Below are 23,307 nucleotides of genomic sequence, written 5' to 3' on the forward strand. Positions count from 1 at the left end.
TTGGTGCGGTACCGCTTGCGTCGATCACCGATCGGTTCGCCTCTGTGCTGCTGGCGACGATCGGTGCCTTTGGCCACTGGCGTGGCCTCGACTTCTGCGGGGTCCGTCACCGCAGCCGGTTCAGCGACTGCGGGACGGCCCTTCTTGCGTCGGCTGGTCATTACGCGGTGGTGTCGTAGATGACCTGACGAACGCCGCCCAGATCGGAATTGGCGAACGCCTTGTAGCCCCAGATGGCCAAATCGACCATCGCCACCGGCGCGTAGTTGCCGGAAGCATCCGTACCCGGGAACTCCAGACGCTGCGGAGCGCTCGCCCATCCGTGGACGGTCGAGGGGTCGAAGAGCCAGGAGTTGTTCGGGCTGCCAGGTGTGGACGGAAGAGCCCACGACGGAACACCCGTCACACCAGCAAGATCGAGCTGCGTGAACCGGCGCGAGCTGGTGCCGTTCGCGTTGGTCGGGTTGATCTGCGGGAAGAGCTTGCGACCCGTGCTGTCCACCGCAGCCACGAAGGTCTTGTAGAGCGCCTTCTCCACAGCGAACGCCTCGAAGTCGTAGCCACGGATGAACTGAAGATCAGCAACCGCCGCGTCCCACGCAGCCGCCAGGTCGTCATCGACGGCACCGGCAGTGAGGGTGATGTCCGTTGCCGCAGTCAACGTGTTCAGGAACGTGGCCGTAGCGGTCTCCAGACCTTCCTTCCAGCCCCGGACCATCTGGTTGAAGATGAGGCCGGACACAGCCGGGTTGCCGCCCATGTCCCACACCTCACGGGTGATGGAAGCCTTGCCAGAGGTCGGCGTCGGAGTGATGGTCTGGTTGGTCGTCACGAACGTGCCCGAGGTGGGTTCGGTCCCCTGCGTGTGATCACCGACGAGACCGGACGAGCTGGAGAACTTCGGGAACGCGAAGGGCTGCACTCCGTTCGGCGGAGCACCCTTGGTGATGAAGTTCCACAGCGGAGTCCGGTAGTCCCGCTGATCCACGTACATGTCCGGACGCTGAATGGTCGGGTTGACCGTGGCAACATCCGTGGTGTCCACATCGAACGTGGCCTTGATCAGCGCCATGACCCGCTTGCCCGCTTCGGTCCGGTCACCGAACTCGTCACGAGCGCGAGCCATCTCGTGCAGGTCAGCAGAGAACACGTGCTCAGTCGGGAGGAAGTTGCCTCCCCGATCGAACTTGTAGGGCAGCTCTTCCTTCACGTCGAACTGCGGGGTGACGACACCAACCGTCTCCCGTGGCGGAAGGTCACCTTCCTTTGGCTTGCTCCACTCATCGAAGAGAGCCTTGATCTGCTCCTTGGCCTGGTCGGCAGTCAGTGCCGCCACGACCTTCGAGCTCAGATCGAAGGTGGCCGGCGGGGTGGTGCACTCGACAACACCAGCGGCGTGAACGTGGCCGCACTTGTCGCATTCCATTGCGATTTCCTTTCCAGTGAAAGCCGAAGACGCAGCCACGGCCTGGACCCGTGCGTCATCGAACGCAGGGCATGGGGTGAGGGAGATTTCGGCGAGAGGGGCCGCGATGGCATGCATCACGCCGTTCTTCTCGCTGTAGATGCCGCCTTGTGCGACACCAACGGAGAGGCCGTCCCACACGCCGTCTTCCGCCAGGGTCAGGGCTCGATCACCTTCGGGGCCGCGAGCAACGGAGAACTTGGCCATCAGGCCCGCGTCCGTCTCCTCCAGGGAGGTTGCCTTCCCAACGGCCTGCTTCCAGTCGTGGCCAGCAAGGAGCTTCACCCGGGACACATCGCTGAAGACCAGCGTTCCCTTGGAGAACTGCCAGAGCTTGCCGCCTGACCGGGCTGTCTTCCCGTACGGCACCGCAAGACCGGTGATGGTGCGGGACTCTCGATCGACAGAGAACGTGCTGCCGGTTGCCTGAGCTTCTAGCTTCAGCTCAATCATGGGTGAACTGAAGGTGTTCACTTCGATGTCCTCCTGAGCAGTAGGTGCCGCAGGCAACGCAGGCGTCTCACGAAGCTGCGTGAGCTGTTCCGCGGACAGGGGTGGGCGGTCCTCAAGCTCGCGAATCTCTTCGTGCGTGATGGCCCCGACCTCAAGGCCGATCTGATACGCCTGGTAGCGCGTGAGGGTGTCGGAGCGGAGATAGGCATCCAGGTTGAAGCGCGTGTAGTAGCCCCGTGGGGTTACGTCGTTCATCCCAAGGCGGTCTTCGATCGCGTGTAGATACGGACCAAGAACGTCATCCAGGAACGCCTTCTTGCGGTCCTCGCTGTTCTGGTACGTGCGAGACGTGGTGCTCACGCCCAGGTCCTCAGGGTCAACACCAACCAGGCGAGCAATCTCAAGGACTGCGTGTTGCCGGGCCTCAGCGAGCTGGAGGTCCTTCGGGTTCCACGACAACGCGTTGTACTTCAGGGCTGCGGGCACGTAGGCGTCCGCGTTCTTCTGCCGTGCTGACTTCCACGCGGCCATCAGCTCAACCACGTCATCGTCTTCAGCCGGGTCCGCACCCTCAGCCGGGGTGAAGATCCCCTGAGGCATGGGAGATGCAGCAGATCGAGCAGCAGCAGCATCGAGCTGGAGACACGTACGGATCGCACGAGCACCGGCAACCAACAGCGGGTCATTGGGGCTGTGGAAGATGATCAGCTCTGCTTCGGGAAGCTCTTCCTCAGCCATGCCCTGTGTCGAACCATCACGGCGTAGGTACGCCTTCTGGTTCTTCCGGATGGTGACGCTGCGGGGATCGAGACGACGGATCTTCGTGGGGTAGCCGTGCCACCCGAACTGGATCACACGCCAGTAGGCGATCCCTTCGAACAGAAGGTCTTCAACAGTGCGGATCATCGTGACGGAACGCGGGAGATCCGACTCCGGCTGAATGAACAGCGGCCAGTCCCCAACGCTCTGCTGCGTCGGTCCGTACATCGCGACGGGAAGAGTGCCCAGGCTTCCGGACACGAGATCCCGCACACGCTTCACAGCCGGGACCTGAATGGCCTCCGTACGCGAGACACGAGAAGCGGGAGCAACGAAGTCGTCATAGGAGCTGTACCCGAAGAACTCAGGCGGGATGGACTCCCTATCCACAACGAAAGTCGGGCCGCCCTGACCCTCCAGGGCAGCCTGTACGACCGGTGACCGGCCAAACAGCGCGCCAATAAACCCCATAAGCGGAGGTTTACATAAGCCGCCGCTTATTCGCTCAGGAACTCATTTGCTTGCCTCGGGTCACTCTTCCGCGGCTACTTCGATCAACAGTGGAAACTCAATGAAATAAGGGCTTTCATCACGCGGCCACGATGATTCGGGGCTTTCCCAGGCTCTTCTTCCGGCAGTCCGTCACAGCCCACACAGCAGTCTTGATGGCATCTGCACGCCCGTGAGAGACCATCCGTGGCCCATCTGCACCAGGCACCGTTCTGGCTCCCACGACCTGTCCAGTCAGGTGTTCCCCGCCGTCATGCAGGACCACGTACTCAGACAGCAGACGGCCCAGCTCCTGGACAGATGCACCCACGCGTCCCGATCCCTTCTTGACCTGCACACCCTTCAGTGCGGGATCTTCGAGCAGAGACGCGCCCACAGTGGCGGTACGACGGAACTTGGTTGCCTTCAGTGCATCCACTGCGTTCGTCAGATCATCGAAGTCCTTGACTGAGACAACAACCTCTTCTTCGAGCCTCCAGGCGAGTGCGAGAGACACACCCTGTCCGAACCAGTCCTCTATAGCTGCCGCATCCGGAACCCGCTTCGGTGTGTCCTCCACCAGGGATGCCCACTCGTTCGGCTTCACGATGGGTTCTCCCCGGCCCGCAGATGCACCAGTGAGCTGCCAGATGTTCAGGTACTGAGCAAGGAACCCCTGCATGGGATCAGGGTCATCTGCTGCCGGATCAGCCTCACCAGCAAGAGCCTTGGAGTATTTGTCCGCAATCATCTTGCGTCGGTCCTCTGACCAGTGCGGAGAGGCAGCCTTCCACGTTTCGATTGCAGATGGATCTTGGCCGGCGGTTGCTCCCCACAGCAGCAGAAGGGTTTCTGTGTCCTCAGAAGTGATCGCATCTCGAAGATGTGTCTTCATCAGCGAGGTGGCTTTGCGGTGTGCCGTGCTGGTCAGGTGGAGCTGGGGTGACAGCCTCTCCAGGGTTGCCGGTTCCAAGCCCTCAGACACCGCATCAGGCTTCACGTTCCATGCCTCATCGACAATGCCGAAGGTGACATCAAAGCTGTACCCCGCAGCCTCCTGCGCACTGACGATCCACCGGTCTCCATCAGGTGTTTCGATCTGCTCCTTACCGTTGCCACGAGCCACAGTCCATCCAGCAACCTTCTCGGCCCAGGGCCATGCACCACGCTGAATCTCCCGGCACACCTTCAGGTCACTGCCGATGTGAATCACGGTCTGCACTTCACCGAAGAGAGTTGGGTGCGCCATCCGCCACAGTGCGAGTCCACGAAGACGAACGCTCTTCCCGGCTCGTCGGGGGCAGCTCTCCAGTACGACGCGATGACACAGGCTCCCGTCCTCCCGGTGTTCGAGCTGACGGGTGATCCCCAGCTTTTGCCACCACCGGAGCTTGATGTGCCGTCCAGTGGGGTCTGTCTGCGTGCTCTCAATCCAGTCGATGGCCTGTTGCCCGTACGACCCAACAGCGTCGTCGGGAGGCAACGACATGTACAGCGGAGGGGATGCGTCTTCGGGGACCTCCAGAAGCCCTCTGAGCCACGAATAGCCCTCTAGACGCCCTGGACTCCACAGCAGCTCCGCACGGGCCTCTACGGGCTTCTCAGTGCCGGGGAGAGAACGGACACTCAGGGCGGGATGTCCTGGAGCTGATCCAGGGGAAAACTGACCCTGGTTCTTGGTGATTCTCTTTGATCTGGGATCACCAATTTTGTTGTTGCATGGCTTGCACGCTGATTGCAGACGATCAGGCGGGACTATGAGTCCGCGCTTCACACCATCAATGTGGTGGACCTGTGTCGCTTGCTCAGTGCACACACCAGTGATCTTGAGCTGGCATTGGTAGTTGTCTCGGGCCAGCACGGAAGCACGCAGCTTGCGCCATGCCCTGGTGCTGCCACCACTCCATGCCTTGCTCATTGCCCTGCTTCCCCTTCCTGCTCCCGGTTAGCTCACCCCCTGCCCACGGGAGCGCAAGCAGGGGGTGAGTTGGAGGGGTGACTCCAATACCAAGGCTAGGTGTGTTCCTGCATTCCCTTGTGTGCTTGGGCTTTTCGATACCAGATCATTCGGGAGTTCTGTTTGACGTGCACCAGGTGAATCTAGCTAGGTTCTGGCAAGAGTTAGCAAGACAACCGAAGGAGCCCACCTGATGACTGATAAGCGGCATACGTCCGTTGTTCTTCCATCCGAGCTGGCTGATGGGCTTGATGCTCTTCAGTCCCGGGATGACCGCTCGAAGAACTACCTGATCAACCGTGCGGTGAAGGAGCTGCTGGAGCGTGAGGGTGTTCTCGCCCGGCCCAAGCGCAAGCGACCCAAGAAGCTGAACTCCGTTGAGCAGGCGTATCTGCTTCACCCGGAACGCTTCCCCAAGGTCGAAGACGTGATGACCGGAGGCGACCCCAAATGAAGAACGGGCCAGGGTTGCTGACCCCTGACCCGTCCAATACCCGCTATGGCTATCTAGGAGCGTATCTCAATGGCTAGGAACAGGATGGTTCAGCAAGAGCTGTTCCGCTCTCCTGCGTTCTGCGGGCTGAAGTTCCCAGCCCGGACTCTCCTCATCGGTCTGATGGTCTACGCCGACGACTACGGAGGCTTTGAGGCCAACCCCATGCTTGTCCGCTCTGGTGTCTTCCCGATGGATGAGCACGCACCCGACGACATTGATTCATGGCTTGACGAACTCGAAGAGGCTTCTTTCATCTCCCGCTATGGCGATGGGCAGTACGCCGACATCACCGGATGGACTGTCAAGGGATCGAACACCTACCAGTCGATCGACAAGCGTTGGGCTAAGAAGCGTGTCCCTTCTCGGCGAGAACTCGGCGAGGTCTCTGAGAGTCCTCCGCGAGACCACAGCGAGAACTCAATGAGCACTCAGCGAGGACTCAATGAGGCCACTGCGAGACCTCTGCGCATAAGTAGAAGAGGAACTAGAACATCAACTGGAAGTCCAAAGAGAAGTTCAATCGGAAGCGGAAGTGCAACGGGAAGTCGCGCGCACGGAAGTGGAAGCGGAACTAGAACCAAGAAGCTGATCCCGAAGAGGAAGCCTGTCTCTCGGAGGGTCACTCCCGTTGAGCTTGATCCCGACATGGCTAAGCCAAGGCTTGGTGAGGCTGTCGCCTTCCACATCCTTTGGTGCCTCAATCACTTCGGTCCGACATTGACTGTCGATCAGATCTCTAAGCACCTGAACGACATGGATGTTCAGGAAGTGCTTCACCAGATCACCACCAAGCCACAGTTGTTCCGAGCGGAGGAAGCATGAATCACCAGATCACCACCAAGCCACAGTTGTTCCGAGCGGAGGAAGCATGAATCACCAGATCACCATTTCGATCAGCGATGACATGTTGGAAGCACTGGCTGAACTGCTAGGTGATTCCCTCGTCATCCCGTCGAGGAAGCGCGTGATGGGTTTGACCCAAAGGGAACGTGAGCTGTGGGTCTTGCTGAAGAAGCACGCTGATCCTTCGGGACTCGTCTCGGGTCTCACGACGAATCAGATGGGGCATGCGATGGATCAGCACCCGGGACCGATCTGGAATCGCTTGAAGTCGATGGAAGCGAAGGGCTTCCTCCAGGTCATGCAGCACACCGGAGGAAAGCGGGTGAACAGCTACCAGCTCGATATGACCAAGCTGCGTAAGCCCAAGCCTCTGAAGAAGCGTCACCTCAAGGCCATCTGACTTACATCCGCTATCAAATAGAATGAAAGGGGTGATTCCAATGGTGAGGCTGATCAACAAGCACTACCCGCGTCTTGTGCTTGCGCTGTCCGGCATCACGTCAGCCTGCTGGCTGTCGCTCTTCCTTCGGTAGGTCCCCGGTCCCTCATGGCTGTTGCACTTCGATGAACTTACGAAGCCGCAAGTTGCCCTCGATCATCCGGTGCCACGAGTCCCGCCCGAGCGTGACGATCCGCCGCAGGTCGCCCGCGTCCGGGCGCCCCGGATCGCCGCTCAGCTGCTCCGCCGCCAGCAGGCCGGCCTCGATCCAGTACGAGTGCTCGCTCACCTCCTCCAAAGTCAGTAGCTCGTGCTGCCCGATGTCGCGCAGGTACGCCACCAGCGCGGTCACGTCCGCCGGCTCACAGTCGAGATCTGCCATCCGTTCCCCTCTCGTCATCAAGAGAATGCCGCGATTCAGCAGGCCGGAGACCGGTGACTTTGAGTATGTGGATAACTACGGGAAGTCAGGCGTACGCGCGGAGTCCGCTCAGCAGCCCCTGATGGAAGGGGTTGGCATCCACTGCGTCGAACCAGGCGGAACCGGTGACCAGTGGCTCCGGCGGTGGCACCGTGACCGCTGGCGGGGTGGCGCCGACCGGGCCGCGGCGGCGGAACTGGTCGTCGAGCTCGGGTGCGGGCATGTCTGGTAGGAGGACGAAGCTGTCGGCGGGGAGGGAAGAGGTCGCGTTGGGGGAGAAGGCGCCAGGGGCCGCGGCGGCGAGCGCGGTGAAGGTGGCTTCGGCGCGGACAGAAGCGCCGACCGGGTCCTGGCGAACCTTCTCGAGGTCAGCGAGAACCGTCGCGAAGGTGACCGACGAGTCTCCGTAGTCGATGAAGCGTGAGAGCTTGCCGGTCCTGATGCGGGTCGCCGCAGGCGCGAGCGTATTCATGAGCGACGGCACGCCGTAGCGAGCACGCCCACCCACGACGGCAAGGCGGATGTCTACTTCGCGAGCGACGATCAGCGAGCGGTAGAAGTCCGGATCGGTGCGCCGGACGACGATCAGGTCGGCCAATGCGCCGCGCTCCAACCGACCCAACGGCGTAGGCCAGACCCCGGACAGCGCGTCGCCCGGGTTCGACGTGAGCATCCGGACCAGTTCCTCGTCCGTGAAGACCGACTGGGTCTTGTTCCACAGGTCCGCGACCTTCAACTCCCACAAGACACTCCGCGTCCCCGACGGACCCCAGTCCGATCCGAGGCACAACCGCACCCCGGCGGCATGCGCCGCCCGCACATCCGCCGTCGCCCCGTACAGCCACAGGTTCGAGAACGGTGACCACACCAGCGTGGAATTCCCGGCCTTCATCGCGGCGAAATCATCGGCGTTCAACGCACCACCATGAATCGCCACCAACTGCGGTTTCACCACGTCGACCGCTTCCAGCAACTGGAACTCGGACCGCAGTTTCGGATCCGACCCCTCCGCCGAATGCGCGATGAATCCCCGCCCGGCCGCCACCGCCGCGGCGTACGGCGCGAGCGCTTCCTTGCTGTCGGCAACAAGGGTGCTGACCCGGATGAAATCGTCGTGGGTGCCGAGTTTCTCCGAGTCGACGTTCCGGATCAGGTCGTTGTCGGGCGGTACGGCGCCGCGCGGATTCCCCTGGATCGACGTCGTACCGCCCACGATCGCCCGCGTCTCGACGTACCTGAGCAGGGCTCGTCCCGCGGCCGCGCCGAGCAGCCGGGCCGGCTGGCTGATCTGCGAGCTGTACGTCGGCGCGCTGCCCCACTGGTTGTGAGAGGTCCACGGCTTCTTCCGCGCGGGCTCGGTCCACAACGGCAGGCTGTTGTACATCAAGTGATTGTGTAGATCGATCAGCCCGGGATAGATCAGCCCACCGGCGGCGAGTTGTACGGCGTTCTCGAAACCGGCCGGTATTGCGTCGATGGGAGTGACCGCCGCGATCAGTCCGTCATCGCCGACATACACCGCGCCACCGGGAAGCACCTGTCCGTCCGGTCGCATTGTCACCACGGTTCCACGCAGTACAAACATCGCTCGCCCTCCCGTAGAATTCCCCGTGCCGCCCCTGATCTTTGAGCCTAAGGTCATGGATCGTCGAGGGGGAGGTATGGCGATGGCTGATTTCGATGCGGGCCCGCCGGTCACGGTGGCGCGGCACTTCGCAAAAGTCCCGAGTTATGCGGACTTCCAGGAATTGTTCTGGTACGACTGGGGCCCGGTCTTCTACCGCGGCCGCCTCAACCGCACGGCCCGGCTGCTGGCAATAGCGTCCGATCCGGGGCCGACCGAGCGCGTCGCCGGGCGCACGCTGGTGGGGGACGCGGGCCAACGCGTTCAAGGCTTCCTGACCAAACTCGGCCTGACCCGCAGCTACACGCTCGTCAACGCCTACGCGTACGCGCTCAGGCCGTCGCGGGCGCAGAAGGCCGCGCCGCTGCTGGCCCGACCCGATCAGCTCACCTGGCGCAACACCCTGCTCGAGTTGATCACCGGCCCACAACTGCAGGCGATCGTCGCGTTCGGCGTCCAGGCTCGCGCGGCGCTGCAGATGTGGGACGGAAGGCCGGACGTCCCGGTGTTCGAGGTGCCGCATCCGTCGAGCCGCAACCCGTCGGCGCTCGTCGACAGTTGGCGTCAGGCAGTCACCGACCTGCGCGCGATCGTGACTCCGGATCCTGACGGCGACAACGCGGTATCGAACTACGGGCCGAAGTTCCTCGAGTCGGATTACGCGTCGATCCCGGCGCGGGACCTGCCGTTCGGCGTACCGCCGTGGCTCGGCAACGACGCCTGGGGACGTCAGGACAAACCCCGCCACAACAACAGCGTCGAACGTCCCTCGACCGACCTTCTCAACACTCTCGTCTGGCGTGCACCCAAGCTCGGCTGAAAGTTGTCCCCTGCTGCCGCTACCTTGGTCGGATGCGAGTGGCGACGTGGAATGTGAACTCGGTCAAGCAGCGGATGCCGCGGTTGCTCGACTGGCTCGACGAGCGGCAGCCGGACGTCGTGTGCCTGCAGGAGACCAAGCTCGCGGACGACGCCTTCAACACCCTGCTCGGCGCCGAGCTGACCGACCGCGGCTACGAGATCGGCCTGTACGGCGAACCGCAGTGGAACGGCGTCGCCCTGCTGTCCAAGGTCGGGCTCGAGGATGTCGTCACCGGTGTCGCCGGAGCGCCCGGCTTCCCGAATCCTGAGGCCCGCGCGGTCGCCGCGACCTGCGGCGGCATCCGGATCCACTCGCTCTACGTGCCGAACGGGCGCGTCCCGGACTCCGATCACTACCACTACAAGCTGGCCTGGCTGGCGGCCCTGACCGAGGTCATCGCGAGCGGTCCGGCCGACCAGATCGTCTGCGGTGACATGAACATCGCCCCGACCGACGCCGACGTCTTCGACCCCGCCGCGTACGTCGGTCAGACGCACGTGACGCCACCCGAGCGGCAGGCGCTCGCGGAGCTGATGGCCGCGAAGGACCTGCATGACGTCGTCCGCGACCGCTGGCCGAGCAACCGCATCTTCAGCTACTGGGACTACCGCGCCGGTATGTTCCACCAGGACCTCGGCATGCGGATCGACCTGATGCTCGCGACCGATGCGGTGGAGGAGCGGGTCAAGGCCGCGTGGATCGATCGCAAGGCCCGCAAGGGCACCGGGCCGAGCGACCACGCCCCGGTGATCATCGACCTCGACACCGCACCGGACGGCGATATCGGTCCGGTCGTGCCACCACCGTCCGCGCCGCGGACCGGCCGGAAGAAGACCACCAAGCTCCCGCAGAGCCGCTGATGCGCCGCCTTGCTGCAGTCGCGATCCTCGTGCTCGCGACCCTCACCGCCTGCAGTGACGAGAAGTTGCCGGCACCGAGCCCTGTCGCGTGGACGAAGGTCGACACCCCGGCCGAGCCCGTCACCTTGACCGCACACGACGATCAGCTGCTCATCGGCCTGCGCCATCGCGGCGCCAAGGTCGTCCCGGAGCTCCTCCTCCAGGACAGCACCGGCAAACCCACGCCGATCACCGTCAAGCCCAACCCGGCCAGCCCGTACGCGTTCGAAGCCATCTGGTACTCGATCGCGTACGACGGCAAGCAGATCCTCGCCCTCGGCGGCGCAGCGGGCGGCGCGCACTCCAACACCCGCTGGACGGTCTGGTCGGGCACGCCGCAAACCGGACTGATCGAGCAGCCACAGGACTTCTTCACATTCGGCGGCCAGACCGCGGGCGACCTCTACAGCGCAGTCATCACGCCGAGCGGCCGCGCACTGCTCGGTTCGTGGGGCGGCGTGGTGACCGGCAACGACGCCATGGTCTGGCTGCCCCAAGGCAACAAATGGACCCGGCAGGATCCGACCAAAACAGCCCTGCAGAGTACGCCGAACCTCCTCGTCGGCCCAGGATTCGGCACGACGCTCGGCGAGAGCATCCTGCTCTTCGGCTCGCAGGTCCGGCTCGCGCCCAACGTCGTCGCCCAGGAAGCAGCCGTCTGGCGTTCGACCAAGCTCAACCAGGGCTGGTCCCGGATCGTCCTGCCCGACCCCGGCAACCGCAGCCAGGCGAACACGGCCACCTGCGCCAAGGACTGCGTGATCTCCGGGTACGTCGACGGTCAGCTCGCCCTCTGGCAGCTCGACGCATCCGGTACGGCAAAGCGGCTCCAAGGCGTCCCGTCCGTCCCCGTCGGCGACAAGGACAAGCTGCCGCCGCCGGTCGTCGACGGCAGCAAGATCATCCAGATCGTTGCCCAGGACAACAAGGTGAAGGTGCTCACGGACCAGGACGGCCACTGGACCGTCCAGGACTCACAGGGCCCGGACGGCCAGGTGACCGACGCCGTACTGATGCCGGATCACAAGCTCTACCTGATCGCCGGCACCTCACTCTGGCAGACCACGCTCAGCTGAGCAGGCCCTTCACATACGCCGCCTGGCCCGCGTGCTGCGCGCAGTCGTCGATCACGCTGACGAGCCGGACCCCGAGCGAGACCGGCGGGTTCCACCGCTTGTCGACGATCCGGTCCAGACCTTCGTCGGTGACCGTCTCGAGGAACTGCGCAGTGCGCGCGTGCACGGCGTCGTAGTACCCGAGCAGCTGGTCCGCCGACAGCTGGACCAGCGCCACCTGGTCCGACGTGTGTGCGTACCCGGTGTCGGCTGCGTCGAGCGGCAGACCGAGCCGCTCGTGCCAGCCGTCTGCCGTGTACACCTGGTCGTAGCCGCCCGCGTCCGCGAGGTGGTCGTCCTGGACCCGGGTCAGGTGCCACACGAGCCAAGCGATCGAGTTGGCCGAATCACCCGGTCGTGCCGCGAGAGTCTTGTCGTCGAGCCCCGTCACGACATCGTGCAGGACCTCCTGAACCCGGCTATGTGCATCCAGCAGCAGCTCACTTGTCTTCATACCGGTCACCGTAGTCTTCGACTGGGACAGTTCTGAGAGAGGGAGCAATCGTGGAATATCGCACGCTGGGCGCGAGCGGCGCTGTGGTCTCGACCTACACGCTCGGCACCATGACCTTCGGCAGCGAGACCGACGAGGCCGGTTCGCACGGACAGCTTGATCGATACATCGAGGCCGGCGGCACTTTCATCGACACCGCGGACGTGTACTCCGGCGGCGTGTCCGAGCAGATCGTCGGACGCTGGCTCGCGAAAAGTTCCGCCCGCGACAACGTCGTACTGGCGACCAAGGGCCGGTTCCCGACCGGTGACGGGCCGAACGACGTGGGCACGTCGCGCATCCATCTCCGCAAGGCGCTGGACGCGTCGCTGGACCGGCTCGGTGTCGACCACATCGACCTGTACCAGTTGCACGCGTGGGACCCGGTCACGCCGCTCGAGGAGACGCTGAGCTTCCTCGAGGACGCCGTACGGGCCGGCAAGATTGCGTACGGCGGTCTGTCGAACTTCACCGGGTGGCAGCTGCAGAAGGCGTGCGACCTGATCGGGTACCGCGGCTGGTCGAAGCTCGTGACGCTGCAACCGCAGTACAACCTGCTCGTCCGTGAGATCGAGTGGGAGATCGTTCCGGCTGCGCAGGAGAACGGGCTGGGCCTGCTGCCGTGGTCTCCGCTCGGCGGCGGCTGGCTGACCGGGAAGTACTCGTTCGACGAGGAGCCGACCGGGGCGACTCGCCTCGGTGAGAACCCGGACCGCGGCGTCGAGTCCTGGTACCGGCGTAGTCGTAACCAGCGGGTCCGTGACGTGGTCGACGCCGTCCGCGAGATCGCCAAGGCGCGTGGGATCTCGATGGCGCAGGTCGCGCTCGCCTGGCTGGTGGATCGGCCGACGATCACCTCGGTGATCCTCGGCGCCCGTACGCTCGAGCAGCTCGACGACAACCTCGCGGCGGCGGATCTGCATCTCACCGCGGAAGAGACGGCCAAGCTCGACGAGGCCAGCGACCCGGGCGCGGCGGACTACCCGTACGGCGGTCCCGGCGTGGCGCAGCGCGGTCGACCGATCGCGGGTGGGCGCTCCTAGGCGTCGACAGCAACGCGGAGGGCGGCGTACGACGCAACCAGTGCGCGCCGCTCCGCCGCCAGCAGCGGGTCGTCGCGATCGCATCCTGCTCGGACCCAGCGGTCCGAGAGGTTCATCGCCTCGACCCGCTTGCGCGCTGCCTGGTGTACGGCGTCGCGGTCGGCGTCGTACACGTAGGAGTAGAGGTCGATCAGCGCGGTCTCGAGCTGCTCTTCGGTGACGTCCTCGGAGTGCTGGTGCTCGCGGTGGACGCGCCACCACTCCACCTCGAAGGCGGCGGCGTGCGCTGGTTCGAAGAGTAGGCCGCTCGAGGCGGCGACCAGTTCGTAGAAGCGGCGCATGTAGGCGCGCGCCACGTCCGGTTGGTTGTCGGGGTACGGCGCCCAGACCTGGTTGGCGCGGAGTACGTACCAGGCTCCGGTGAGTGTTCGGTGCGGTGCCATGCCGAAGCCGGCGGCGACCATGCCGACTGCGGCTACGAGGAACTCGCGCCACTCGTGCCGGTAGTAGGCGGCCCAGGCATCCGTCTCGCGGTTGCCGACGACCACTGGGTCGAAGGACAGTGGTCCTGTTCTGGTACGCATGATCCCTCCCCCCTGGGAGATCCGATGAACGATGGTAGTCCGATTGCGGATGTGGTCGCTCGGATGCAGCAGCGTCTCGACGAGCTGCCGGAGGAGGTTGCGCATCGGCGGTTCTTCCTCAGTACGTATCTGCGGACGACGCAGGCGGTTGGGAAAGCCATCGATGACGCCCGCTTCGAGGATCCGGCGTGGGTCGAGGTGTGGGATGTGGAGTTCGCGGAGCTGTACCTCCGAGCCCACGACGCAGATCTCCCGCCCAGGCCCTGGCGGTTGGCGTTTGAGGCTTCGGCTCAGTTGCCTGCGTTGGGGCATGTGTTGTTGGGGATCAATGCGCATGTGAACTACGACCTGCCGCAGGCGTTGCTTGCGGTGATCAGTGATGAGGACTTCCTGGATCGGTCTCTGATGGATCGGCGGCGGCGGGATCACGAGCGGATCGACGGTGTGTTGTCGGCCAGAGTGGCGGCGGAGGACGAGGAGTTGGCGGCGACCGGAGTACGCAGTCTGTTGGACCACGTGCTGACGCCGCTCAACCGGCTGGCCTCGCAGCGGTTCCTGCGTGAGTCCCGCCAGAAGGTCTGGCACAACACGTTCGAGCTGCAGCGAGCGCGCGTAGCCGGCACCTACGAGCAGCGACTGGCTGAGCTAGAGGTCCTGAGCGCGGCCAAGGTCGCCGACCTCCTGCGACCCGGTCAGGTGTTGCTCCGACTGGCAGTCACCGGGTTCGGTGTCACGCTGCCACCGGTCTAGCTCGGTAGTACTCCGGACCACAGGAAACCGACCGCCAGGCAGAAGAGCGTCACCAGCCCGAACACACCGACCCACAGCAACGCCGGCACACCAGTCAGCCGACGCAGCTGATCAGCGTCCGAGCTACGCCCCTGCCCGCCACGCCGTGACCGCTGCAACTCCAGCACCGCCCGCGGTGCCGCCAACAGCAGGAACCACGTAAGCAAGTGAGCAAACGCGGTCTGCACCTCAGCCGACCCCCACCACGACACCCCGAACACCACAGCGCCGAACACCAGCACCGACCACAGTCCGAACAAGTTGCGGATCTGCAGCAGCAGAATCACCAGTGCCAGCAACAGTCCCCACAACAGCGCAACGGCGTACCCGCGACTCAGCACGAACGCTGCAGCCAAGCCGAACAGGGCAGGGCCGGGATAGCCGGCGAGTAGTACTGCGATCATGCCCGCGCCGTTCGGCTTGCCGCGCGACACCGTGACGCCAGACGTGTCCGAGTGCAGTCTGATGCCGGCCAGCTTCCGTCCGACCAGTGCGGCGATCAGACCGTGCGCGCCCTCGTGAGCGATCGTCACGACCTGCCGCGTGTACTGCCACAACGGTCGCCAGGCGATCAGCAGCAGCGCGACCACACCGGTCCCGATCACCAACCGCAGGGACGGCTCGGGCTGGACCGACGTGATGCTGTTCCAGAACTCACTCACCCGCACATCCTGACAGGCAGGTGGTCAACCGCCCGCCGTTGACATCGTCTGGTGCGCGAACGACCGTGGAGAGATCGCGGGGGAGGGGCCGCTTTTGCTTTGGGGGAAGACATGTCTCAACCACGCACGATGACACGCACGGGGAAGAAGACCGCAGCAGCCGCGAAGAAGACCGCCGCGAGACGGCGGACCTCGGCAACCGTCAAAGAAGCGCCGGCAGTACCGCTGGCCGACTTCCTCGACTCTGCGGGAACGCTGACACTCGACCAGCGCAGACTCCTGGTGGATCAAGCGCTTCTGCTGCTCGGCGAGAACTACGTGCACCTGCCGCTCAAAGTCGCGATGCACGCCGTCAATCCGCTGCAGCGTCTGCGGGTGCTGCGCGCCCGGATGGAGCGCCAGACGGACGACACGATGCAGGAAGAGTGGATGTTCCACCGCGAGATGTCCAGCATCTTCCACTCGGTCCGCGACCTGCACACCAACTACCTGTTGCCGGTGCCGTTCGCCGGGAAGATCGCGTTCCTGCCGTTCATGATCGAGAAGTGCTACGACCCCGACGGCACCGAGCACTACCTGATCACCCGCACGATCACCGGCTACCAGGCCCCGCAGTTCGGCGCGGGCGCCGAGGTGACGCACTGGAACGGTACGCCGATCGCCCGCGCCGTCGCCCTCAACGGAGCCCTGTTCGCAGGCAGCAACGACGCCGCGAACCTCGCCCGCGGCCTCGAATCTCTCACGCTCCGCCCGCTCGTGATCCAGTCCCCGCCCGACGAGGACTGGGTGACGCTGACGTACGTCGGTCTCGACGGCTCGAACCAGGAGCTGCGCGAGCAGTGGAAGGTCGCCACCAACCTCCCGCCGATGACGGACCTGGACGCGGTCAGCGAAGCGTCGGCGCTGATGGGTCTCGATCTCGACTCCGACGAGAAGTCCCGCGCGAAGAAGGCGCTGTACGTGCGCGATGTCGTCGAACTCGAACGCGGTCAGAGTTCCGCCGAGCTGGCCACACCGGCCGCCGTCGCGGGCGCGGACCTGCCGACCACGATGCCCGGCGTCTTCCGGGCCCGCGAGGTCGTCACCTCGTCCGGCAACTTCGGCCACCTGCGGATCTTCACGTTCAGCGTGCAGGACCCGGTCGCGTTCCGGGACGAGTTCGTCCGCCTCGCCGCGATCCTGCCGCAGACCGGCCTGATCGTCGACGTACGCGACAACGGCGGCGGGCACATCTACGCCAGCGAGTTCACCCTGCAGACGATGACACCGCGACGGATCTCGCCGGAGCCGGTCCAGTTCATCAGTACGCCGCTCAACCTGAAGATCTGCCGCCGGCACAAGGACAACCCCGCCGGGATCGATCTCGGCCCGTGGTTCGACTCGCTCGACCTGGCGATCGAGACCGGTGCGCAGTACTCCGCGGCGAAGCCGATCACGCCGGAGGACGGGGCGAACGACGTCGGGCAGACGTACCACGGCCCGGTGGTGCTGATCACCGATGCGCGGGTCTACTCGGCCACCGACATCTTCACGGCCGGGTTCGCCGACCACGAGATCGGCACGATCCTCGGCGTCGACGACAACACCGGCGCGGGCGGCGCTAACGTCTGGACCCACGGCCTGCTCGCATCCCTCCTCAACGAACCGCCGCCACCCGACGAGACCTCGCCGTACATTGCCTTGCCGAACGGCGCGAACCTGCGCGTCGCGATCCGCCGTACGTTGCGCGTCGGCAAGCTGGCCGGTACGCCGGTCGAGGACCTCGGCGTGAAGCCGCACGAGACGCACCGGATGACCAAGGCCGATCTGCTCGACGGCAACGTCGACCTGCTGAACAAGGCCGGCGCGCTGCTCGCGGCGCTACCGGTCCGCCGGCTCGAGCTGAAGACGTCGATCAGCGGTACGACGCTGACGGTCGCGATAGATGCCCAGAGCATCGATCGGGTCGACATCTATCTCGACGAGCGCCCGATCAGCTCCGAGGACCTGACCGGACCACTCAGCATCGACATCCTCGAATCGAACCCCGGCGCGCTGCTGCGGGCCGACGGGTACGCGTCGGGAACCCTCGTCGCGAGTCGGCGGGTTACCGTCTGAGGTATGCAGACCCTTCACCTGACCGCCGAGGAAGAGGCAATGCTCGGCGGTCGGGACGGGGAGGGCGTCGCGCTCGCGATGCGGGTGATCGTCGGGCAGGCGCGGATCTCGGATGCGCCGCGGCTCGTCGAGATCACGTCCGCGCACGTCGACTCGTGCCTGTACCACGGTCAGGTCAGCCTCGACTTCGCCCACCGCCTCGGCGACCTGGGCGCCCGCGTACGCGTCCCGACCACGCTGAACGTCGGCTCGATGGACCTCATCCATCCGGCCCTCGTCCGCGATCAGGAGCTCGCCACCGCGGGGCGTGAGCTCATGACGGCGTACGTCGACCTCGGATGTACGCCGACGTTCACCTGCGCGCCGTACCAGCTGCCGAACCGGCCCGCGCTCGGCGAGCACATCGCCTGGGCGGAGTCGAACGCGATCGTGTTCGCGAACTCGGTCCTCGGCGCCCGGACGGATCGGTACGGCGACTTCCTCGACGTCTGCGCCGCGATCACCGGACGAGCGCCGTACGCCGGACTGCAGACGACCGAGGCGCGGCAGGGGACCGTGGTGTTCGACTGCCGGCCGCTGGGTGACTTCCTCCACACCGAGCTGGCGTATCCGTTGCTCGGGCACCACATCGGCTCGGTCGTAGGTGCCGGAATCCCTGTGCTGGTAGGGATTCCAGCGGATGTGACCGAGGACGACCTGAAGGCACTCGGCGCAGCGGCGGCATCCGCTGGGGGAGTCGCGCTGTTCCACGCGGTCGACATCACGCCCGAGGCGCCGCGTGAATTCGCCGACCTGCCGACAAGCGAGGTCGATCTCGCCACCTTGCAGCGCGTCAGGCGGGAGCTGTCGACGACCGGCGAGCTCGATGCGGTGAGCGTCGGTACGCCGCACGCGTCGTACGCCGAATGCCTGCGACTTGCCGAGCTGGTCGCGGACGGGCCGCCGTTCAAGGTGCCGTTCTACCTGTCGACCGGCCGCGCGACGCGGGGACGCCTCGGCCCGACGCTCGAGGTGTTGGAGAACGCAGGCGTGACTGTTGTCGTCGACACCTGCACGTACGTCACGGCGATCCTGTCGCCCGACTGGAAGAACGTGATGACGAACTCCGGCAAGTGGGCGCACTACGCACCCGGAAACATCAACGTCAACGCGGTCCTCGGCTCGCTCGCCGAATGTGTCGCCTCGGCCCGCGCCGGTCAGGTCGTGCTCGACTCATGATCCAAGGCCGCACTCTCCACCCCGGCACCGCGACCGGCGAGCCCATCCGCCTCACGGCGCCGCTCTCGTTCTGGGGCGGCACCGACGAACACGGCCGCATCGTCGACGCCCATCACCCCCAGCGCGGCGCCGTCCTCACCGGCCGCATCCTGCTGATGGAATCCGGCCGCGGCTCGAGCTCAGCGAGCAGCGTCCTCGCCGAACAGATCCGCGCCCGCACCGCTCCCGCCGCGATCATTCTGACCCGCCCCGACCCGATCATCCCGCTCGGCGCCCTCGTCGCCGCCGAGCTCTACAACCTCAACCTCCCGGTCGTCGTCGCGCCGTACGACGACATCCCGGACCACGCACTCGTCCACATCGACGCGACACCGGCCCGCGCGACCATCACCTGGACGACCGCATGAGTACGGCGGTTGCGCCGAACAGGACCGCGCAACCGGTGAGGGCAAGCGGCAGGGTGGTGAGGCCGGCAAGGGTGGAGATCGTGACGCCGCAGACGATCTCGCCGAGGTACTCGAGTTGGGCCAGGAACGAGTGGGTTGTCGCGCGGATGTCCGCGGTCGTGCGGCTGTTGATCCAGATCGTGCTGATGACCCGGGTCAGCGGGTTGACGATTCCGTTCAGGAGCACGACGGCGATCGCGCCGAGGACCGGATCGCGGGCGAATGCGAGCAGCAGCATGCTGAGTACGCCGACGAGGGCGGCCAGCGCGTAGTCGGTCGCGGCGTGGCTGCTGTTGATGCGGTTGGTGACGAGCCGGAGTACGAGCGCGCCGACGACCAGCCCGACCACGCCGAGCGCGGTGAACCACAGGATCGAGGGCGGCAGACCGAGGTCGATCAATTGCTTCTGGGTGAGTCGACCGGCGGCATCCGAAGCGCCGTTGACGAGGAACGTCGCGGCGAAGATCAGCAGGATCGCGCGGCTCCGTCGTACGAGCGTGACGCCGCGGACGAACGTGGTCCAGGACGTGGACCAGCGGGCCGTGCGGGTCGGGACGAAGTTGTGCTCGGTGAAGCGGAACCCGACGTACAGCGCGAGCGACATCATCGCGGCGCCGGCGACGACGATCGTGACGTCGCGCCGGGTCGCCCAGGCGAGCAGGCCGAGTGTGATGAGCCCGGTCGCGGCACCGGTCAGCTGGGCGCGGGCGGCGCGGGTGAGGACGAAGTTGATCCGGTCGGGTCGATCGAGCTCGTCGGTGATCAGCGCGACGTCCGATCCGCTCGCGAACGTCCACGAGATACCCCAGAGCACCTGGGTCGCGAGGAGCGCCGGGAACGACTCGAACAGCCCGGTCGCGAGCATCGCCGTACCCATCAGCACCTGTGAGATGACCAGCGACCACTTGCGGCTGATCGTGTCCGCGATGACACCGGCCGGTACTTCGAACACGAGCGCGAACGCACTCTGCACCGACCCGATCAGCACGAGCTGGGCCGGGGAGAGGCCGGCGTCAACGACCAGGTAGACGCTCGTGACCAGCCACCACCCGTTGTGCAGGACCGCGCGCACCCAGGTCCAGCGGATGAAGACCGTCTCCATGCCGGCCGATCCTTCCGGGCGCAACGCTGCGGCGCCAGCCAATATCCCAGCGCTGTGAGGTGAGGATCACAGTGCAAAACGAATGACCGTTCTTGATATCGGCCGGGCGTCAGGCGCAGGGTGGAATTACAGAGAACGAGCGTTCGGTTTGAGGCTGGGGGTCGGCATGGCGCAGATGACTCTGGACCGGGTGGGGCAACCCGCGCTTCCGGAGCTGGGGCGGAATCGTCGGGGTGGGGTGTGGCGGATCGTCCGCGAGGTGGGGCTGCTGGCGGTGCTGTTCGGGGTCTACAACCTCGGCCGGTTCCTGTCGGCGGAACACTCCGGGTCAGCGATCAAGCACGCCCACGAGCTGATCCGGTGGGAGGCCTGGCTCGGGCTGCCGAGCGAGGCGACGTTCCAGCAGCACGCGCTCCAGGTCGACGGACTCGCCCGCATCGCCAACCTCTTCTACGCGACAGTGCACTTCCCGCTGACCGCGATGGTCCTGCTGTGGTTGATGATTCGTCGCCCGGCCGAGTACGGGAAGGCGCGCTGGGCGCTCGCGTCACTGACCGGGCTGGCGTTGATCGGGCACATGCTCTTCCCGCTCGCGCCGCCGCGGATGATGCCGGGTTGGGTGGACACCGGAGTGCTGCTCGGCCAGTCGGTCTACGGGCCGAGCACGCACTCCGGGGTTGCGAATCAGTTCGCTGCGATGCCGAGTCTGCACGTCGGCTGGGCGCTGATGGTGGCGGTGTTCCTGATCCGCGCGACGCGATCGCGGTGGCGCTGGCTGTGGATCGCACACCCGTTGCTCACCTTCACGGTCGTTGTGGTCACGGCGAACCACTACTGGCTGGACGGTCTGGTCGCGATCGCGCTCGCAGTACCGCTGCTTCTGATCTTCGACAGCTCGTCGCCGGCACGGACCAGGAACGGCTCGCGCTCCAGCACCAGCCTGGCCGCGGCCGCGCCGATGTCGAACCAGAGCCCGATCAGTTCGAGCCGGCCCTGAGCCTCGGCCTCGCGGACACAGGCGAAGCTCCGCAGGTTCTCGAGTTGTACGGCGACATTCGCGACTGACAGCTTGTCCGCGGGCGAGAGCTTCACGCCGGTTGCCGGATCGATGATGTCCGGCAGCGCGACCGCACGCCGTAGCGACGGCTCGAGGTGCCGCAGCCAGCTCTCCAGGCCTGAACCCTCCGGTACGTCGGCCGCGAGCGCGGCCGCGGCGGCGCCGCAGGAGGAATGACCGCAGACCACGATCGACTTCACGCCGAGTACTTCGACGGCGTACTCGATCGCGGCGTCGACCGAGCTGCTGTTCGAGCCCTTCGGCGGCACGAGATTGCCGATGTTCCGCACGCAGAACTGGTCGCCCGGCCCGCTGGTGGTGATCATCGTCGGCACGATCCGCGAGTCCGCGCAGGTGATGAACAGATGCTCCGGTCGTTGCCCCTCGGCCGCGAGTCGCGCCAGCAGCGGCCGGATCTCGTCGGCCGACGCCTCGAACTCGCGGACCCCGTCCAGCATCGATACCTGCCGGCCGGACTGAGCGGGATTCACCTCGACCGTGCCGCCGCGGGCGATGTGTCCACGGCGCCAGTCCTCGATCGCCTCGTACGCCGCGTGGTCGAGATGGTCCACGGTGAGCTCGACCCGGACCGTGGCGCCGGCAGGGATGGACCGCAGCGTCCGCACGAGCGACGCGACCCCCAGGAATACGAGCGTGCCGCGGATCCGCACGGTCCACACGCCGTCGGACTCGGTCGCGGTGACGGTCGCGCGAGCAAGTCGGTACAGCACGCGGATGACGGCAAGGATCAGTCCGAGCAATACACCTTCGGCGAGTCCGAGTACGGCGACGCCGACCGCGGTCACGACGTACACGAGCAACTCGTCGTGCCTGCGCAACGTGCGGATGTGAGCGAGCTGCACCAATCGCAATCCGGTGACGAGCAGTACGCCGGCCAGCGCGGCCATCGGGATCAGCTCGAGCATCGCACCGGCGGCGAGCACGAACGCGGCGATCCACAGGCCGTGCATGATCGCTGACGCCCGGGTCCGCGCGCCGGCCGCGACGTTGGTCGACGAGCGGACGATCACGCCGGTGACCGGCATACCGCCGAGGGCACCGGACAAGGCGTTCGCGGCGCCCTGCCCGATCAGCTCGCGATCGAGGTTGCTCCGGTTGCCGCGATGAAGCTTGTCCACGGCAACAGCCGACAGCAACGACTCGACACTGGCGACCAGGGCAACGGTCAGTACTGCGGTGACGATCTCGATCGGCGTGCCTTCGGGCATCGTCGGCAGGATCAGACTCTGCAACGGATGGTCCGGCAGGTCGACCCGCGTCACGTCGGGCATCCAGACCGCGGCCAGCGCAGTCACGGCGACGACAGCAACAAGTGGCGCCGGAATCACCTTTATTCTGGGGATTCTTGGCCAGGCGAGCACGACGGCGACCGTCAAGATGCCGACGGCAACGGAATGTCCGTGGTGCGTCATCAGTTGCGCGGGGAGCGCGATCACGTTGTCGATCAGCGAGCTCTGGGCCTTGCCGCCGAGCACGACGTGCAGCTGTTGTACGGCGATCGTCACGCCGATCCCGGCGAGCATGCCGTGCACGACGGCGGGTGACAGCGAGAGCGCCAGCCGCCCGATGCGGGTGACGCCGAGCAGGATCTGCACGACACCGGCCGCGCAGGTGATCGCAGCGGTCGCGGCCCAGCCGAACTGGGTGACGAGGCCGGCGACGACCACGGTCAGGCCCGCGGCCGGACCGCTGACCTGCAAGGGGGATCCGCCGAGCGCACCGGCGACGACGCCGCCGACCACAGCGGCCACCAGGCCGGCGATCAGCGGCGCGCCGGATGCGGCGGCGATCCCCAAGGAGAGGGGTATTGCAATGAGGAAGACCACCAGCGATGCAGGGAGATCGTGGTGAAGAATGGTCTTCCAGAGTGCGGGAGTGGGTGAGGTCGGCACGGGTGGTCCTCCGGCGTCGGTGCTCAGGGCAACTGCTCGGGCATCAGGCGTCGAAACAAAGAGTGTCGATCTGGTTACCCA

At 65.5% G+C, this 23,307-nt stretch carries 20 protein-coding genes and 1 pseudogene; 12 read left to right on the forward strand and 9 right to left on the reverse strand.

Annotation, left to right across the window (positions count from 1 at the left end; translation table 11 throughout):
* Nucleotides 1–160: 160 nt before the first annotated feature.
* Nucleotides 161–2,959 (reverse strand): phage portal protein, encoded by a 2,799-nt coding sequence (locus FDA38_RS11245; RefSeq protein ID WP_170989668.1) that lies wholly within the window; start codon nt 2,957–2,959, stop codon nt 161–163.
* A gap of 307 nt (nt 2,960–3,266) precedes the next feature.
* A complete protein-coding gene (locus FDA38_RS11250; protein WP_233714642.1) occupies nt 3,267–4,940 on the reverse strand; it encodes an HNH endonuclease in 1,674 nt (557 codons plus the stop codon).
* Nucleotides 4,941–5,316: 376 nt separating this feature from the next.
* On the opposite strand from FDA38_RS11250, the gene FDA38_RS11255 reads away from it, so the two are divergent.
* From FDA38_RS11255 to FDA38_RS11265, 3 genes are all read left to right on the forward strand, one after another.
* Nucleotides 5,317–5,577 carry a CopG family ribbon-helix-helix protein gene (locus FDA38_RS11255; protein WP_137253959.1) on the forward strand — a complete coding sequence of 87 codons (261 nt, stop codon included), beginning with the start codon at nt 5,317–5,319 and terminating at the stop codon, nt 5,575–5,577.
* A gap of 69 nt (nt 5,578–5,646) precedes the next feature.
* The gene (locus tag FDA38_RS11260) at nt 5,647–6,441 is read left to right on the forward strand and encodes a hypothetical protein (RefSeq protein WP_137253960.1); all 795 of its coding nucleotides are present in this window, start codon (nt 5,647–5,649) and stop codon (nt 6,439–6,441) included.
* A 46-nt stretch (nt 6,442–6,487) separates the two neighbouring features.
* The gene (locus tag FDA38_RS11265; RefSeq protein WP_137253961.1) at nt 6,488–6,862 is read left to right on the forward strand and encodes a hypothetical protein; all 375 of its coding nucleotides are present in this window, start codon (nt 6,488–6,490) and stop codon (nt 6,860–6,862) included.
* A gap of 145 nt (nt 6,863–7,007) precedes the next feature.
* On the opposite strand, the gene FDA38_RS11270 is transcribed toward FDA38_RS11265, so the two are convergent.
* On the reverse strand, nt 7,008–7,283 hold the full coding sequence (locus tag FDA38_RS11270; protein ID WP_137253962.1) for a hypothetical protein: 276 nt from the start codon (nt 7,281–7,283) through the stop codon (nt 7,008–7,010).
* A gap of 85 nt (nt 7,284–7,368) precedes the next feature.
* Entirely contained in the window at nt 7,369–8,877 is a 1,509-nt protein-coding gene (locus FDA38_RS11275) for an amidohydrolase family protein (protein ID WP_233714675.1), read from the reverse strand.
* A 112-nt stretch (nt 8,878–8,989) separates the two neighbouring features.
* Here FDA38_RS11275 and FDA38_RS11280 point away from each other — a divergent pair, with 112 nt between their 5' ends.
* The 3 genes from FDA38_RS11280 to FDA38_RS11290 are packed head-to-tail and all read left to right on the forward strand — an operon-like array spanning nt 8,990 to nt 11,783.
* Nucleotides 8,990–9,766 (forward strand): uracil-DNA glycosylase family protein, encoded by a 777-nt coding sequence (locus FDA38_RS11280; protein ID WP_170989670.1) that lies wholly within the window; start codon nt 8,990–8,992, stop codon nt 9,764–9,766.
* A gap of 32 nt (nt 9,767–9,798) precedes the next feature.
* A complete protein-coding gene (locus FDA38_RS11285; protein WP_137253965.1) occupies nt 9,799–10,668 on the forward strand; it encodes an exodeoxyribonuclease III in 870 nt (289 codons plus the stop codon).
* Complete coding sequence (locus FDA38_RS11290) at nt 10,668–11,783, forward strand: hypothetical protein (RefSeq protein ID WP_137253966.1); 1,116 nt, start codon at nt 10,668–10,670, stop codon at nt 11,781–11,783. Before FDA38_RS11285 ends, FDA38_RS11290 begins: the two co-directional genes overlap by 1 nt.
* Here FDA38_RS11290 and FDA38_RS11295 read toward each other — a convergent pair.
* The gene (locus FDA38_RS11295) at nt 11,776–12,276 is read right to left on the reverse strand and encodes a mycothiol transferase (protein ID WP_137253967.1); all 501 of its coding nucleotides are present in this window, start codon (nt 12,274–12,276) and stop codon (nt 11,776–11,778) included. The genes FDA38_RS11290 and FDA38_RS11295 overlap by 8 nt on opposite strands.
* A 50-nt stretch (nt 12,277–12,326) precedes the next feature.
* Here FDA38_RS11295 and FDA38_RS11300 point away from each other — a divergent pair, with 50 nt between their 5' ends.
* Entirely contained in the window at nt 12,327–13,358 is a 1,032-nt protein-coding gene (locus FDA38_RS11300) for an aldo/keto reductase (protein WP_137253968.1), read from the forward strand.
* Here the strand turns inward: FDA38_RS11300 and FDA38_RS11305 are convergent.
* Nucleotides 13,355–13,942 carry a hypothetical protein gene (locus tag FDA38_RS11305; protein ID WP_137253969.1) on the reverse strand — a complete coding sequence of 196 codons (588 nt, stop codon included), beginning with the start codon at nt 13,940–13,942 and terminating at the stop codon, nt 13,355–13,357. The two genes, FDA38_RS11300 and FDA38_RS11305, sit on opposite strands and share 4 nt — an antisense overlap.
* 24 nt (nt 13,943–13,966) lie before the next feature.
* Here FDA38_RS11305 and FDA38_RS11310 point away from each other — a divergent pair, with 24 nt between their 5' ends.
* Complete coding sequence (locus FDA38_RS11310) at nt 13,967–14,692, forward strand: DUF5995 family protein (RefSeq protein ID WP_137253970.1); 726 nt, start codon at nt 13,967–13,969, stop codon at nt 14,690–14,692.
* Here the strand turns inward: FDA38_RS11310 and FDA38_RS11315 are convergent.
* Nucleotides 14,689–15,393, reverse strand: a complete 705-nt coding sequence (locus tag FDA38_RS11315; RefSeq protein WP_137253971.1) for a M50 family metallopeptidase — start codon at nt 15,391–15,393, stop codon at nt 14,689–14,691. The genes FDA38_RS11310 and FDA38_RS11315 overlap by 4 nt on opposite strands.
* 129 nt (nt 15,394–15,522) lie before the next feature.
* Here FDA38_RS11315 and FDA38_RS11320 point away from each other — a divergent pair, with 129 nt between their 5' ends.
* The 3 genes from FDA38_RS11320 to FDA38_RS11330 are packed head-to-tail and all read left to right on the forward strand — an operon-like array spanning nt 15,523 to nt 19,115.
* Nucleotides 15,523–17,490: a S41 family peptidase gene (locus FDA38_RS11320; protein ID WP_233714643.1), complete on the forward strand. Its 1,968-nt coding sequence runs from the start codon at nt 15,523–15,525 to the stop codon at nt 17,488–17,490.
* A 3-nt stretch (nt 17,491–17,493) separates the two neighbouring features.
* Complete coding sequence (locus FDA38_RS11325) at nt 17,494–18,708, forward strand: aconitase X (protein WP_137253973.1); 1,215 nt, start codon at nt 17,494–17,496, stop codon at nt 18,706–18,708.
* Nucleotides 18,705–19,115 (forward strand): aconitase X swivel domain-containing protein, encoded by a 411-nt coding sequence (locus FDA38_RS11330; RefSeq protein ID WP_137253974.1) that lies wholly within the window; start codon nt 18,705–18,707, stop codon nt 19,113–19,115. Before FDA38_RS11325 ends, FDA38_RS11330 begins: the two co-directional genes overlap by 4 nt.
* Here FDA38_RS11330 and FDA38_RS11335 read toward each other — a convergent pair.
* A complete protein-coding gene (locus tag FDA38_RS11335; protein ID WP_137253975.1) occupies nt 19,096–20,256 on the reverse strand; it encodes an MFS transporter in 1,161 nt (386 codons plus the stop codon). The genes FDA38_RS11330 and FDA38_RS11335 overlap by 20 nt on opposite strands.
* 166 nt (nt 20,257–20,422) lie before the next feature.
* Between FDA38_RS11335 and FDA38_RS11340 the strand changes: the two genes are divergently transcribed.
* The gene (locus tag FDA38_RS11340; protein ID WP_233714644.1) at nt 20,423–21,253 is read left to right on the forward strand and encodes a phosphatase PAP2 family protein; all 831 of its coding nucleotides are present in this window, start codon (nt 20,423–20,425) and stop codon (nt 21,251–21,253) included.
* A 14-nt stretch (nt 21,254–21,267) separates the two neighbouring features.
* On the opposite strand, the pseudogene FDA38_RS11345 reads toward FDA38_RS11340, so the two are convergent.
* Nucleotides 21,268–23,226, reverse strand: a pseudogene (locus FDA38_RS11345) (bifunctional SulP family inorganic anion transporter/carbonic anhydrase); the annotation flags it as partial.
* Nucleotides 23,227–23,307 lie beyond the last annotated feature (81 nt).

Origin of the sequence: Kribbella jiaozuonensis, from assembly GCF_005233875.1 — a bacterium.
Lineage (GTDB): Bacteria > Actinomycetota > Actinomycetes > Propionibacteriales > Kribbellaceae > Kribbella > Kribbella jiaozuonensis.